Source organism: Agriterribacter sp. (assembly GCF_035497235.1).
Classification (GTDB): Bacteria; Bacteroidota; Bacteroidia; order Chitinophagales; family Chitinophagaceae; genus Agriterribacter.
Genome location: NZ_DATJEB010000026.1, coordinates 1 through 15579, shown reverse-complemented (window position 1 = coordinate 15579; position 15579 = coordinate 1). Strand labels below are relative to the sequence as shown.

General features: G+C 42.5%; 8 protein-coding genes. 3 read left to right on the top strand and 5 right to left on the bottom strand.

The features are described from left to right. On the top strand, positions 1-224 hold a 224-nt coding region (locus VL121_RS07320; protein ID WP_325403711.1), incomplete at its 5' end, for a hypothetical protein. A 25-nt stretch (positions 225-249) separates the two neighbouring features. On the opposite strand, the gene smc is transcribed toward VL121_RS07320, so the two are convergent. Further along, the gene (gene smc, locus VL121_RS07315; RefSeq protein ID WP_325403709.1) at positions 250-3771 is read right to left on the bottom strand and encodes a chromosome segregation protein SMC; all 3522 of its coding nucleotides are present in this window, start codon (positions 3769-3771) and stop codon (positions 250-252) included. A gap of 288 nt (positions 3772-4059) precedes the next feature. On the opposite strand from smc, the gene VL121_RS07310 reads away from it, so the two are divergent. Together VL121_RS07310 and VL121_RS07305 are read left to right on the top strand one after the other, a co-directional pair. Then, positions 4060-7467, top strand: a complete 3408-nt coding sequence (locus tag VL121_RS07310) for a PKD domain-containing protein (RefSeq protein ID WP_325403707.1) — start codon at positions 4060-4062, stop codon at positions 7465-7467. A gap of 219 nt (positions 7468-7686) precedes the next feature. Then, positions 7687-8196: a YdeI/OmpD-associated family protein gene (locus VL121_RS07305; RefSeq protein ID WP_325403705.1), complete on the top strand. Its 510-nt coding sequence runs from the start codon at positions 7687-7689 to the stop codon at positions 8194-8196. 340 nt (positions 8197-8536) lie between these two features. Here the strand turns inward: VL121_RS07305 and VL121_RS07300 are convergent, their stop codons facing one another. From VL121_RS07300 to VL121_RS07285, 4 genes are all read right to left on the bottom strand, one after another. Beyond that, a complete protein-coding gene (locus VL121_RS07300) occupies positions 8537-9427 on the bottom strand; it encodes a ThuA domain-containing protein (protein ID WP_325403703.1) in 891 nt (296 codons plus the stop codon). Positions 9428-9547: 120 nt separating this feature from the next. After that, a complete protein-coding gene (locus tag VL121_RS07295; protein ID WP_325403701.1) occupies positions 9548-11602 on the bottom strand; it encodes a plastocyanin/azurin family copper-binding protein in 2055 nt (684 codons plus the stop codon). A 13-nt stretch (positions 11603-11615) separates the two neighbouring features. Then, the gene (locus VL121_RS07290; protein WP_325403699.1) at positions 11616-13034 is read right to left on the bottom strand and encodes a 3-keto-disaccharide hydrolase; all 1419 of its coding nucleotides are present in this window, start codon (positions 13032-13034) and stop codon (positions 11616-11618) included. Between the two features lie 76 nt (positions 13035-13110). After that, entirely contained in the window at positions 13111-15216 is a 2106-nt protein-coding gene (locus VL121_RS07285) for a right-handed parallel beta-helix repeat-containing protein (protein WP_325403697.1), read from the bottom strand. Positions 15217-15579: the final 363 nt, after the last annotated feature.

Below are 15579 nucleotides of genomic sequence, written 5' to 3'. Positions count from 1 at the left end.
TTAGTTGTTACAAATTGCGAAACTTATTGTTATCGCACTATAAAACTAACCTGCCTTTCGCAGGCAGGATTGGCGGCGCAGCATTTTTGGTGCTGCATGACCGCAACAACTGCACTATGCTTTTCTTACATAATTACTTCGAACAGCAGGCGAAAAAAAGTAAGGAATGTGGTAAATGTGAAAATGAATTTCAGGGCCGGAAAACGATGTTACCTCGTACCTGACACCTCAAACCTGGCACCTTCTTCCTCAATTCAATCCCCTGAAATCAACGGGTACCAGTTTGCTAACCCCCGGCTCCTGCATGGTTACGCCATATATAATATCCACGGTAGACATGGTCATTTTATTATGGGTAACAATAATGAACTGCGAATTTTCGCTGAACTGGCGGATCATATTCGTGAACTTGTTTACATTGGCATCATCAAGCGGCGCATCCACCTCATCCAATATACAAAAAGGTGCGGGCTTAATCAGGTAAATAGCAAACAATAATGCGGTTGCCGTTAATGTTTTTTCTCCGCCGCTTAACTGGGTAATAGAAGAAGGCCGTTTACCTTTTGGCTTGGCAACAATATCAATACCCGTTTCAGCAAGATTTTCCGGATTTTCCAGCAAAATATCTGCCGTATCTTCTTCCGTAAATAAGGCTTTGAATACTTTCTGAAAATTTTCTCTTACCATATTGAAGGTTTCTAAAAACTTCTGGTTGGCAGTGGCTTCCACTTCCTGTATGGTTTGTAAAAGGCTATCCTTTGCTGTTACCAGGTCATTCTTTTGTTCCAGAATAAACTCGTATCTTTTTCGCATTTCCTGGAAAGCTTCAATAGCTGTGGGATTTACTTCTCCCATATTTTCAAGCCGTTTTTTCATCCTTTCGCAGGAAGCCTGTAAATCCTCCAATGGCGTTTCCGTTGCACGGGGCTCATCTAATATCGTATCCAGGTCTACCCTGAACTCCACGCTTAGCCTTTCTTTCATGCCGGCTAACTGCAATTTCAACTCGCTTAGTTTGTCTTTTATTTCATTCAGCAAATGATCTAATTGCTCTTTTGCTTTTTGCCGCTGGCGCAGGGCGCTTTCTTTTTCAGTTAAAGCATTGCGCCGGTTATAATAGGCCTGGTCTGCTTCATTCAGTTTCTTTTCTTCTTCATCCTTGCTACGCAGCATGTCTAATAACAGCGCCGCAACAGTTTTTATGGTTTCCTCTGTTTGAGCAATGCTGCCGGAAGCTTCCAGCAACTGGGCGTTACTGTTATCAATCTGGGCTCTCAAATCAATCAACTGCCCGCTCTTAAACTGATGCTCCTGTTTTAAAGCGTTTACTTTGCTCTGCAATTTGGCATATTGCAGGTTGCTATCATTATAGGCCGCATTGGCAAAGCTATACTCCTGTTCGGCAAGCGTATAATCCTGCTCGGCGCCCCGAAGCTTATCCTGCAGCTCCTGCAATTGCGTATTTAATTTCTCCAGCTCTTCCCGCACTTCGGCTATACTATCGTGGTTATGCTGCAATTGTCCTTTAAGGTCTTCCAGCCGCCTGCTGCCGTTTTCTTCCATCTGCTGCAGGTTCTCCATCTTATTCTGCAAAGCAAAAGCCTGGTTGGTTAACTGGTTAATGGCATCCTGCGTTTGCCGTATCGCCTGCTCTTTCAATTGCTGGTTATACCCGATCACTTCATTATGACGCGCCTGTATAGCCGATTTTAACTCGTTAACCACTGTTTCCTGCACAATAATTTCCTCATACAGCTTTTCAAGATTTTTTGCACGGCCTATTTTTTTCCCTTCAAATAACCCCACACTGCCGCCGGTGAGTGCATATTTACCTTTTACGTATTTACCATGTTTTTCCAATACCACGGCGCCATTGCTGTTATGCAGCGCTTCATCATTTTCGGCAATATACACATTGCTTAACAGGTACCCGGCCAGTTTCCTGTACTGCGCTTCCACTTCAATTACCTCCATTGCCGCAATGGTTCCACCCGGCTGCTGATGTTGCACATCATTAAACTCATTTACCCTGTCTAACAAAAAGAAATTGGCTTTGCCCTTTTTGTTGGTATCCAAAAGCTGAACCGCCTGCAACCCTTCTTCCAGGTTGTTCACTACATAGTAATTAAGATAAGGTTCCAGTACATTTTCTACCGCTGCACGGTATGCTTCTTTAACGTAAATAATATCCGATAAAATAGGAGCGGTATGGTTCCATCCCTGGTTATTGTGCAAAAATTTTACGCTTTCCGGGTAGCCCTCCATAGAATCAATGAGGCTTTTCAGCAATGCATGCTCATTTTTACGGGCATCAAGCTTACGGCTTTCTTCCGCCAGTTGATTGCGCAGGATTTCTACTTTTGCCTGCGTTTGCAGTATTTGCTCCTTGGTATGCTCGTGCTGTTCCTGCAGTTGCTGCAGGCCGGTGCGTTTGTTGTCTAATTCAATTTCTTTCTCTTCCCTTTCTGTTTCTAATTGCGCTATCTGCTGTTTACGCTGCGCCTGCTCATTTTCGCCCTGCAGAATAGTACGCTGAATATTCTGGATAGAAGTATCGGCAACGGCTACCTGTTTCTCGGCATCAAACTGCCGCCTTTGCAAGGCCTGGTTATCGCGGCGAACGATATCAATAGCAGCGCGCTTTTCATCAAAAACACGGCGCTTCTCTTCCACCCCATCCTTTAGGCTTTCTACTTTTTCGGTATATTCTTCCAGTTTAATTTCCTCATCCGCTATTTGCCCGGCCGTAAAAGCAATACTTTCTTCTAATCCTTTTAACTGTCCTTCCGATTTTTGCAAAAAATTGCGCAAACTGGTTTCCCTTTCTTTCAGGTATTGCAGGCGCTGCTCGCCCAGCCGCTGCTCGTTTTCCTTACTACGCACTGTTCCCAGCAGGTTGTTAAAAGCATGCTGCATTTCCTGCAACTGTTTTTCCTGTTCTATAAAACCCAGTTTCTCCTGTTCAATAGCTGCATCGTCCTGTGCAATACCAGCTTCCAGTTCAAAACGTTTATCTATTTCCTGCTGCTGCTGCTCATTTAAGTGTTTGTATGTAATATTAAATCCCTCAAGCGCGGCTTTTGCCAGCTCAACGCTCAGTTCCTTATATTCTTTTTTGATCTCATAATACTTCTCCGCCTTTTTGGCCTGGCTTTCCAAACTTTTCAACTGGTTGTTGATCTCAAAAAGAAGGTCTTCAATACGCGCCAGGTCCTGCTCAGTGGCATCCAATTTTAACTTGGCCTCCCGTTTACGGGTTTTGTAAATAGTAATGCCCGCGGCCTGTTCCAGCATGCGGCGGCGGCTGTTCTCCTTATCTTTTATGATATCATCCACCATGCCCAGCTCAATAATAGCATAGCTGTCGGTACTAATGCCCGTATCTAAAAAGAGGTTATGAATATCTTTCAGGCGGCAGTTTACATCATTGAGGCGGTATTCACTTTCCCCGCTTTTATAAAACTTGCGGGTAACGGTAACTGTACCAAATTCCGTAGGCAGCAGGTTGCGTGTATTTTCGAAAGTAAGGCTTACTTCAGCAAGTCCGCTGGCGCTGCGGGTACGTGATCCGTTAAAAACAAGACTTTCGAGGTTTTCACTACGCAGGTTGCTGATTTTATGCTCGCCTATTACCCAGCGAATAGAATCTATGATATTACTCTTACCACAGCCATTTGGTCCAATAATACCCGTAATACCCTGGTCGAAATTGATGGTAGTTTTGTCGGCAAAACTCTTAAAACCCTTGATTTCTAAACTCTTTAAACGCACAGTTCAATATTTTTTATGGAATGGGCAAAAATAGCTGAATCAAAACGAAAATTAGTGCAGGCCATTTTATCAAACCCCATTATTATTAACGAATTATACACAAGAACTCAGCCCATATTGCAACTATCCACAATATGTGAACAATTGCCAGCGGGATGCAATATCGGGTAAAAGAATGGCAAGGTTGGCTAAATTGCAAAACGAATAAAAAAGAGTGCACTATCCATAAATATTTTGTTAGCGCTTAATAAACATTTATTTTTCAGCTATCAATCCTTCGATAATTGTATGAGAGATTTTCGGTTATCCCTTTTATTATTATTATTTACAGCTCCTCTTTGTGTTTGCGGTCAATTTAGAAATATATATTCCGACCCTGATCCGACTAACCAAATCCAAGGCATACACTTCATTTCTGCTAAAGAGGGTTATGTCATATCTAAAAATTGGATGGGATATACACAAGATAGTGGTCACACATTTATAAAAAAATATATCACTGCAAGCAATGTTGACTTCAATGGATATTATGTGAATCTCACATTTGGCTTTAACCCGAGTGGCATTCATGCTTTTAATAAGGATACGCTTATTATTTACGGCGATTATGGGTTTGTACCTGCTATTCTTGTTTCATCTAATCAGGGTAATAGCTTTAAACTGATATATCATTCAACATTAAAGCTAAGCATTGATAATAATGGAATTGAATCAATGTGTTTTCCAGAAAATGCAGAGATAGGCTATGCAGTAGAAAGAAACAGAATTTTGAAGTCAATCAACAGGGGGAAAACATGGTCTATCATTTTCAACGACCCAGATGGCAGATTGTATGATATTGATTTTATAACCAATTCTACCGGTTATGCAATTTCTGAAAATAAGTTATTAAAAACAGAAACCGGAGGCAACTCCTGGAATCAGTTAGATATCCCAGGAGACAACCTCCGCTCTGCCAGTTTTATCAGTGATCAAAAAGGGTGGGCGAATATGGATGGTAAAATTTATTATACAGCAGATGGAGGAAATTCATGGAATAACCAAAGCAATGAGTTTGAGCATGCGAATAAGCCAATAAAGTTCATTAATGACAGTGTTGGCTATTTTATAGGAAATTTTTACAATATTTACAGAACAGACGACCGGGGTAAAAGATGGGAACCTTTACCCAGGAATAATGCATTTTCGTACAATGGGTTGGGACATAACAAATTGTTTATTCTCAATCAATCAATAATATGGGCAGGTGGTGCACACGGGTTTCTCGAATTGAGTACCAATGGCGGCGGCATATCAATGCCCATTGCTCATTTCAAAGCCGACTTGTCAGAATTAATTGGTAATAATAAAGTCATCTTACGCAATTATTCCAAGCCGGGGAATCAGTACAGATGGTTTAAGAATTCTAAACTACTTGACACAACCTACGATGCAAGTTATCTCGCGGACCGCCAATCCATTGATACAGTTATGTTGATTGTCATGAAAGGTTCAACATCAGACACTTCAGAAAAAGTATTGATTGACACAAGAATTAATACCCAAAGATGCTATGCTGCTTTTCAGGCACAGATAGATACTTCCTCTGTCAGATTTATTGCTGGTTACAATACACCCGGCGTAAACCATTATTGGGAATTTGGCGATGGAGAAACCAATAATTCAGATACCAATCCTCTTCATCAATATAAAACCGCCGGAGAATATACTATTACTCATAAAGTATTTAATACGATTGACAAATGCCGTGATTCGGTTTCATATAAAATCATAGTGTACAGAACTCAAAATTGTATTTCTGCTGATTTTACCTATGTCGCAGACAGCTTTTATACAAATAAACTAACATTCACGTCACATTATGACAAAACCAAAGAATTTGACGCCTATGCAATGCACGTCACGGGATGGGAATGGGGGGATGGAAGTACAGAGTATAATCTGACTCATATTTTTGACTCTTCTCAATATTATAAAGTTTGCATGACAGTTAAGAACGAAAAAACAGGATGTATTGACAAAGTTTGTAAACCCGTATTTATTGAGATTGAAAAGGGTTGTAATGCGGAATTTAAGTATGACGTTTATTATGGCGGAGGTATGCACGCCGAAATAAAGCCACATACACCAAGCGCAACCAGAAAAAATATCTGGATAATAAATGATTGGGATACTATAAACACAGGTAATAAAAATTATTTTGATAAATCATTTGCGGTACCAAAAGAAGAATGGGGTTTGTATATACCAAGTTGGCAAGGAGGTAGCTGCGGCAGATCTTCCCTTGAAATAGGTATTGATTCCCTAAACAAGTCAATTAAACATATTGTTTATGATTCAAAAACAAATTGTGCCGATACAATGCAAAAAAATATTAGAATAAAGAGAAGAAGGGAGGTTTATATTAAAGATGTTCCCAATCCCAATTTTCCTCAGGCGGTCTCATTTTATGCTTATGAACTTAATCTTTCTGGTGATACCATCCCATATTATTCCCCGGGGTGGCGAATAGAAGGACCGGGAGGAACAACCTATTTCGGTGGAGGTAATGGCAGTTGGCAATTTAACTATACATTTCCTTATTCACAAAGAGTAAAGATTTCAATTCCCAATGATGAATGCCCTTCCAATCAACCGCGGGAGATTTATTATTCCCATTTCGATATAGTTGCTGACCCCTGCCCTATATTCCCTCCAGATTTCGAATATAAAATTCAAGAAGAAGATTCGCTCTCCATCCTTTTTACAGACGTAACGCTTATTACGAATAAACAATTTAATAATGTTGTTTTATGGATTTTTGGTGACGGGGATTCTTCTATGCTGAATGCTCCTATACATACCTATAAAAAACCCGGTAGTTATGAAGTTATTCTACGTTATAAAAACGTGAATGGCTGCACTAAGGAAAAAAGAAAACAAGTCACTATAACTCCTCCCTGTACTATTTATTCACGCTTTTCATTAACGCGGGATGCTATTGTCCCTGCTAAAATCAAGTTTATCAATAAATCTACTTCAACAACTCCATCTACCAAACATATGTGGTTTTTTGGAAATGGAGATTCATCCTCAGCAAAAGATCCTGAGTATTTCTATAAAATTGCAGGAACCTATGAGGTAAAATTACGCAGCCGGGAAAGTATCATTTGCGAGAGTTGGTATGATACAACCATTATAGTAACCAAGACGGATATATGTAATATAAGCCCAGAATTCAAAATGTTTTTTACAAATAATTATATTCAATTTGAGGATATAACAACACCAGCTAATTCTATATATATGAAATATTGGAATTTTGGTGACGGAACTTCCGACTCCTCTGCTTCCCCACTCTATGAGTATAAAGCTTCTGGCATTTACAACATTTGTTTAAATATTGTACGTGACTCAATATGTTCAGCTGAGATTTGCGACTCCGTTAGTATCTCAATACCTTCGCGTAAAGGTGTAGAGCTATTTCCAAATCCGTCCAACTCAAATATTAGCGTCAGATTTAGTGCCAGCGAAATAAAACCTATTTATATATCATTGTTAAATTATCAAGGAAAGACCCTTAAGAAAATTCACCTAAATAGTTTGAATGGACCAAATGAATATAAGTTTGATATTGTTGATCTTCCCAAAGGGAACTATCTAATTCAAGTCTTAGGATTGGATAAACCCCTTTCAAACAAATTTATAAAACTTTGATCCCTCACAATAAATGGGTGCATTTCAAATATAATTGTCGCATTGCTTTGCTTCAAGTGAGATGGGTTGCAGGTTTTTTTCAGATGCGGTCTGACCCTCCTTATGTCGGGTACCGACCACATCTCCCTAGGATTTCGGATTTACGACTTCGGATTTGATCTGTTATTTGTATTTTGGTTCTTATTTTCCTTCCCAATTGCATATCTTTTAACCACATTTATGGTCACTTTTACCGCCACCATATTAAAATTTGGAGAAAAAGGAGAAAAAACCGGGTGGAACTATATTGAGATACCCGGTAACATTGCAGGGCAGCTTAAGCCCGGCACAAAAACCAGCTTTCGCGTAAAAGGCAGGTTAGATGATTTTGCCATTAAAGGCGTGAGCCTTATTCCAATGGGCGGTGGAAACTTTATTATGGCATTGAATGCAGGCATGCGCAAGGGCATCCATAAAAATAAAGGCGCTATGGTAAAAGTGCAGCTAACAGTTGATACAGCTTATGAAATTATTCCAGAGCTGCTGGAATGCTTATCAGATGAGCCATCCGCCATGCAATTCTTTAAACAGTTACCCCGTTCGCACCAGAACTATTTCTCCAAATGGATTGAAGGCGCCAAAACGGATGCTACCAGGGCCAAACGTATTACACAAACCGTAAATGCCATGATCAAACAGCAGGGGTACGGAGAAATGGTACGGTCGCTGAAAAAGGATAAAGATTTTTAAAGTTTATAGTTTGTTTTGAATTTTCCTGGTGCATGTTACCTGGGTAGGCAGGATATATTCAATTTTTTTCGTCACTTTTTTTGTGGAAAAAAAGTAACCAAAAAAGCCACCCGAAATTGATATACAACCCAATTTCGGGAAGAAGCCTTGATGAAGCTTTCGTACTACTGTAATTTCAGCTTCATCTCACTGTTGCTTCCTCAACTTTTAGCAGTGTACACTATAGCTATTTTATTTGAGCATTGAGGTGGCATTTTACTTCAGATTTGAAATTTGCCGATTGAATTTTCTTTCGTTCTTTTTATTTTGTTTTTTGATTTTTGGCGCTTCGCTCAGAGGCTCAATCGCGCACACTTATCTTATCAGTTCCCGGAAAGTCACCAGGCACTTTTTGCGTAACCTTTCCTGTTGCCACCCACTCCGCGCCTCTTTGCAAAAAAGTAATAAAGCCAACGCATTGCTGCGATTCATTGGCATGCCCCAATGTGGTATGAAAAATTTTCCCTTTCCCATAATGGATCACCATCATCATAGGCTCATCGCGGCCGGTACCACCCTGGTCTTTCGCGCTGTAAGCGGTAGCCAGTACTTCCATATTTTCTGCAGGGCCGCGCAGGCGGTCGTATAACTCGTCCTTATTATGCATCCATACTTCCGGCAAGCCCTTAGTAATAGGGTGTTTTTTATTGCGGGTAACCACTTTAAACGCATGGAACTTTCCGTGGCTTCCACCCGCTCCGGGGCTGTTGTCTTTTACCAGCTTGCCTGTTTGGTCATAATATACATAAGGCCCATCTTTTTCAGTCCTGTTGCCCCATCCGCCCAGGCCTATCATCTTATTAAATTCCGGCCATTCAGGAAAAGCGTTATCCGCCGCATGTACCGACACTACGCCTCCGCCATCTTTTACAAAAATTTCAAACGCCACGTTGGTTTCCTGCGGCCAGGCATCGCCGTTATAATTGAGCAATACTACTTTGTAATGGCTGAAAGCAGGTGTAAAACCCTCCATGTTTCCTCCTTCCGGCGGAGTAGTAGCAATATCAACAACAAAAAGGCCTGTCTCTTCCAAGTAGCCCTTCATCATTTGCGTGGTTTGAGCCCAGTTGCCGTGATTATTCTGCCCGTCAATAATCAGCAGTTTTATTTTTTCCTTTTGGGATTGTGCATGGCTATATTGCACACACAGGCATACTGCAAGCGCAGCAATTATTTTTGCAATATTTTTCATCAGAATTTATAGTTTATCGTTTCTGGTTTTGGCATTGCTTCCCACGTACATTTTCTTTCATCCGGAAATGCTGCTCCCATTTTCAAATTTTCAAATTTCTCACATTTCCACATTTCTTCTCTATTTCGTTACCCTCAGCACACCACGCATCACCACGTAGTGCCCCGGGTAAGTACATACGTACTGGTAATCGCCCGGCTGCGCCGGTGCGGTAAAATAAATGGCTTCTTTTTCAGTGGGCCCCAATAACCGGGTATGAAATAATACATCCGCCATTGAGGGCACAAAGCCCAACTTTTCACCATTCAAACCCAGCTTTGTTGCTGCTTCGCCCACATTGTCTGCAGCACCCGGTTTGGTAACCACCAGGTTATGCAGCATATCGTCATTATTATTAAAGAGCAGCTTTATCCGGGAACCTGCTTTAACTGTAATAGCTTCCACATCAAACTTCAATCCGGGTTTAGTGCCTATTACAATCGTACGGTCGGCCCCTTTTGTCCAGTCTGCCGGCTGCAGGGTTACATGTTTAGGATCATTGGTTTTTGATGCTTTTACCGCAGCTTTTGGCGTTTCCGGTTTCATTGTGTGTGCATGCTGAGGTGCAGTTTCTGTTACCCTGTTTTCTGCGGTGATGGCAAGCTTTTCACCATCGGGTAACTGATTAAGCGTATAATAACCGAAGTTATGCAGCAGGGTATTGCGTTCAGCAGATAATACGCCTTCGGCTTTTATTTCATGAATATAACCCAGTCGCAGGCTATCTACCACCAGGCGTACTTTTAAGCGATCCGGCGAAACAGTTATCGCTTTAATGGGGCAGGAACCCTGGTTAATAACCGGGCTGCCATAATTATGGTGATACTTATACGTGAAACTTGAAACATAGTAAGAAGCCGCGTCACGGGCCGATTGTTCATCTACAGGTTGGGTAAATTCAATTTCAAAACCATCGGGCTTAGCCTGCACTGTTTTCATTTCAAAAGCTGTTTTACCATTCCATACCATTCGCTGCAAACCATATTTCGCCCTGCCTGTAGAACCCCAGCCACGGGATGTCATACCCACAAACATACTACCATCTGATCCCCAGTTGAGACGGAGGATGCCGGATGAAAAACCTTCGCGAAATGGAAATACCACGCCCTGGTAAACGCCTTTTACTTTTTCGAGGTATACCCGCATGATCTTGCTCTGCCCCTGGTCGCCAACAAACAACTGACCTTCAAAAGGCCCCATCTTTCCTTTAGTGTCGTAGTTAATTAACCCCGCGGTGGATATACCCAGGATAGTATGCGGAAACCATACCGATGGTGGTTTTAATCCCGGCACCCGCTTGGCCACATCATACTTGGGTTCGCCCGTATCAGGAATATCTTCTTTCTTAAGTGTAACAGTTGACCCAGGCAGGTGCGACCATACCAGGCTTGCAGGGTTGCCTACAAAATCGCCTTCGGCAACATGCGTAATACTACCCGATCCTACCCAGTCGCCCTGGTTTTCGGCATAAAATATATCTCCTTTATCGTTGAGCGCAAAAGCCGCCGGCGAGCGCATACCGGCTGCAAAGGGCTTCATTTTTCCATCGGGCGTAATTTTAATCATCCACCCATGCCACTTGGATAAGCTTTCGCCATGATCGCCTACCCACGCAAGGTTCAGTGTAAGTATCATATTACCATCCCTGTCTAACACCGGCCCATAGGAAAACTCATGATAATTGGCTGCTAACGGCCACGAGTACACGGTTTCGTATTCATCCGCTTCTCCATCGCCATCCAAGTCGCGCAAGCGCGTAAGCTCCGACCGTTGCACAGCGTATATATCGCCATTGATGTAATTCAGTCCCAGTACTTCATGCATCCCCTGCGCAAATAAGCGGTACTGCGGCCTGGCGCCATTTTTCATATAGGGATTGGTAATGATCCACACTTCACCCCTGCGTGTAGATACCGCAAGCGCGTCATCGGGTAAAAAAGTCATGCCACCCACTTCCAGCAAAACGCCTTCGGGTATGGGAACGGTTTGTATCGTATAAAAATCCTCTTCTTTCTGAACGTGTATGGTAGTATCCACCGTGGTTTGTGCAAACAGGCTCATAGCCGCCGCCATGCCTGTTACCACACACAGTATACGTGCTAATGAACGAAATGACATAAAATATAATGTACTCATGATTATATAAAAATTACCAGGTAAGGGAATAATGTATTGTAGCACCTGCTTTATCTACGGGCAAAAGCAGCTCCTGTACAGCGCCTGCCTGCCGTATAAAAGGCTTCAGCTTTTCATCAATAAACAGGTAGTACGATTTATCATCAACAGCGTATATCCCTTTTTTTATTTGCGCTATTTTTTTTGCCGCAGCAACGCGGTGATATAAATGAGCAGATGGATTGGCAACCGTTAATTCCCTTACCAGCCCAGAGCTGCCGGAAGTGATAATTTTATCGGTAACATTAACATCGTATATGCTATAACGATAGGAAGGCGCCCTTGCGGCATCTAAAGTATAGCCTTTCGTTTGCACCTCATCGAAAGACACGCTATCGGGCCACGCGGTATTTACCACATCGGGCAGCATCGCCAACGATGGCGCGTCCGATAAGGTAATCACACTTCCCAATGGAACAATACGCTGGTAAGGCTCTCCTCTTGAGTACCACAGGTCTGTAGCATCTGCAAATCTTCCTCTCCATACCTGCAATAAAGCGCCCCGTTTTAAATCGTAAGAATAGTTAACCTGGTTAGGATTACCTACGGAAATAGCATGCGTGATCATCTTATTGTTATAGCTTAAAAAGCTGCGCAACAGGTAAGGTTTCGCGGCAGGATCTATAAGTATTGGATTCACCATACTTACTTTTTCAGGTGTGCTGTTATCTCCGCTTAACGCGCGGTATTTGATATTGCGGATCGCTACATTTCCATGATCGCCCTGGATCATTAAAGGACCGGCAGCACGCTCATCTTCAAACAAAGGAGACCTTGTGGGCCCGGTTAGCGCTATTTGCTGCTGCACCGGCACGCCATTCAAATACACGGCTTCAAAGCGTGCACTTTCCGTTTTTATACCTTTATCGTTAAAGCGCGGCGCACGGAATTGTATTTTCAAATGCTGCCACAAACCCGGTGCACGGGCAACATTTACCAGCGGCGCATAACCTTCAAAGCCGGTGTTTTTGCCATTATCCCATCGCTCATACACGCCACCGCAATCGGAGAAAGTTGGGTGCAAGGTAGTCCAGCTATCAAATAGCTGAACCTCATACCTGCCCTGCAGATAGATACCGGAATTAGCGCCTTTTGCCATCATAAAATCCAGTTCCAGTTCCACATCGCCAAAACTTTCTTTTGTTACCAGGTGTTCCCTGTTCTTTTTAGAAACAATATTTACGAGTACGCCAGTTCCGGCAACCGGTTTCAGATCGCCTTCTTTATTTATATCCGCTACGGCATCAGAAGCAACAGACCAGTTGCCTCCTGCATTTGTAAAGGCGTCAAGATTGTTCAGCGGAATTATGGTAAAGCCTGGTTGTTCCTGCGCATAACTGCTGCATATGGATAGTACGCCCAGGAAGAGGAGATACATTCGTCTTTTGACCATTCTGATTGTATTATGAGTTTAAGGTTGAAATGATAAAAACAGGATAGCGAAACTATAGAAATATTTTTTTTCTGCATTATTCTTTTTCATGCTCAGCAACCATTTGGTCAAAAGCTTCGGCTCTTGCGGCATCAAACTTTGCTTTTTGTATCCACTCATCTGCTCCGTATACCCCTGCTTTCGAATAGTTAAACGGTTTGAACTTTATTTTGTTGATGATCCTTTTATTTGCAATCCGGAAGTCAAAATTTCTCACATCCTTAAAACCAGGATCGGCTATAACCGAGTGTTTGTCTTTGCCTTCCTGCTGCCATGCTGCAAAAGTTTTTTTACCAAAAAGGATATTGCTGCTGCGGGTATCCCAAAAGCAATTTTCATCAGTTAGCATGTTCACGGTCGGCCAGTTGCTGCTTAGTAATGTTCCGCTATTGAAGTAAATAATGTTATTGGTAAAAGAAAACGAACGGTGCTTTTCCACACGGGTGGCCTGCAACTGCGATTTGATACTATTAGCGAAAATATTATTGCGGATGACGTTTTCTTTTCCATAATGCTGATGAAACCCGGCGCTTTTGCAGTTGTATACCAGGTTGTTTTCCATAGTAATTCCCTCCGAACCTTCATCTGTATACAATCCCCATCCACCATAATCGAGCGAATAAATATGGTGGATGACATTATTACTTACCGTTGTTCCCTCCGAAGCGCCCAGTGTATATACGCCGCCCATATCGCTTAAAACGCCCCATCCCAAATGATGAATATGGTTATACTCCACGCGGTTTCGTTTGGAAGGGCTGGGCGTATATCCCCAAATCCAGCCTACGGATACGCCGGAGTATTTAAAATCCGATATCTCGTTATGCAGCAGTTCATTATCGCTTCCATGAAATATGATCATGCCTACCGCACAGGGAAATACATGTCCGCCCGAACGGGCTATATTGTTAACCACTTTTATATGGTGGGTTACTTCAGCAGGATTGTCACGCAGAATGGTCTCGCCAATTTTAACAGCGCCCGCACCCAGGTCGTGCAAATAACAATTTTCTATTAATCCATTGTTGCATGCCCTTCTGAACCATATACCACTGCCACCCGTAGCCGAAATTTCGCAATTAACGAACGACACCCGGCTGGCGAAATCCATTTCAATGCTTGCTGCCACAGGCGCGGCCGCCTGGGCGGGCTCCACACCCGATGGCGGCATATGGTAACCTGCCACCCGGAAAGCAATATTTTCAAAACGGATATCAGTTACTTTCTTACCTGTTTTTGCATCGCCCGAAATGGTAACGAACTTATCCAGCAATGGCGCCATAGCGGTTGTTCCCTCAATGGTTTCGCCGGGTTGCGGCCGATAATACAGTGTGCCGGAACGGTCCAGGAACCATTCGCCGGGAGCATCCAAAGCAGATCGTATGTTTTCAATAGCGAACAGAGATGCGGTAGTAATGGGGTTCCAGGGTTTCATGCCTTCCCCGCTTATATATACGGCGGTATCAGCGGCGTTGTACGACTGAATATATTTTTTTGTATTGTCCCAATGATGATAAAAAGTGATCACCGCGTCTTTCAACTCATCTTCGCTTATATCTTTCATCCAACTGGCAGCTTCAGCAGGAATTTTAATTTGCTGAACCGCCAGCTCCGGCGCACGGTCATCTCCTTTAACAATAACTGTTTCCTTTACAGATACCGGGGAATAGAATCCTTTATTGGGTGTTTGCGCCCTGGTAACACGAACGCCGTTTATATACAATTGCTCAAAGCGCCAGCTATACCGCCGCACTTCGGGTACATCGGTTTTCCATAAGCTGTCTGATACCTTTTCAAATTTGTTCAGGTAAAATCCACCATAAAAAACCGCACCTTCCTCTCCTTTAAAAACTAAAGGAGTGGTTTCCGTACCACCATCCTCAACCGATAACATTAAAGTTTCCGGCATCATATATTCACCCTTACGAATGATTACCTGCCAGGCCTGCCGGGCAGAAGGATTTTGTTTTCGCAATACCCGGATGCGGTCCCTGGCCGCGGTAAGCGTTGCTAATGGTTGCTCAGCGGTTCCACTATTCTGATCACTCCCTTTAGGCGCTATATAGATATTTTGTGCAACTGCATCATGAAATAACAAAAAGCTGAACGACAGGAAAAGGGCAAACCAAACGTTTTGTTTCACTGGTTGTAGTATTGTTGATTGGCTAAAAATAAGGTTTTTTGCTAAAGATGAAAGATGAGAGGGCAAAACCCAGCGATTCTGCGAGTAAATTAATCCAGCGATTCATATCGTCTGTAAAATTACAGGGCAAGGCTTCGCCTTTCAGCCAACTTGGTTCATTTTTTGGCTGTTATCTGTTTTCCGTCTTTTTATTTGGCTGTTGGTAATATGTTTTTGAGTGGTTAATAAAAATCCTGTTTTACAGGTGCAGATTTGTCACCCGAAGCCGGGGGCTTCTCTTCATTTACTTTAACCGGAGTATAACCTTATCTGATGTTTTTTGTGAAGCAAGTCCTGCACCCAATAAAACTCCAGGGTAACAGT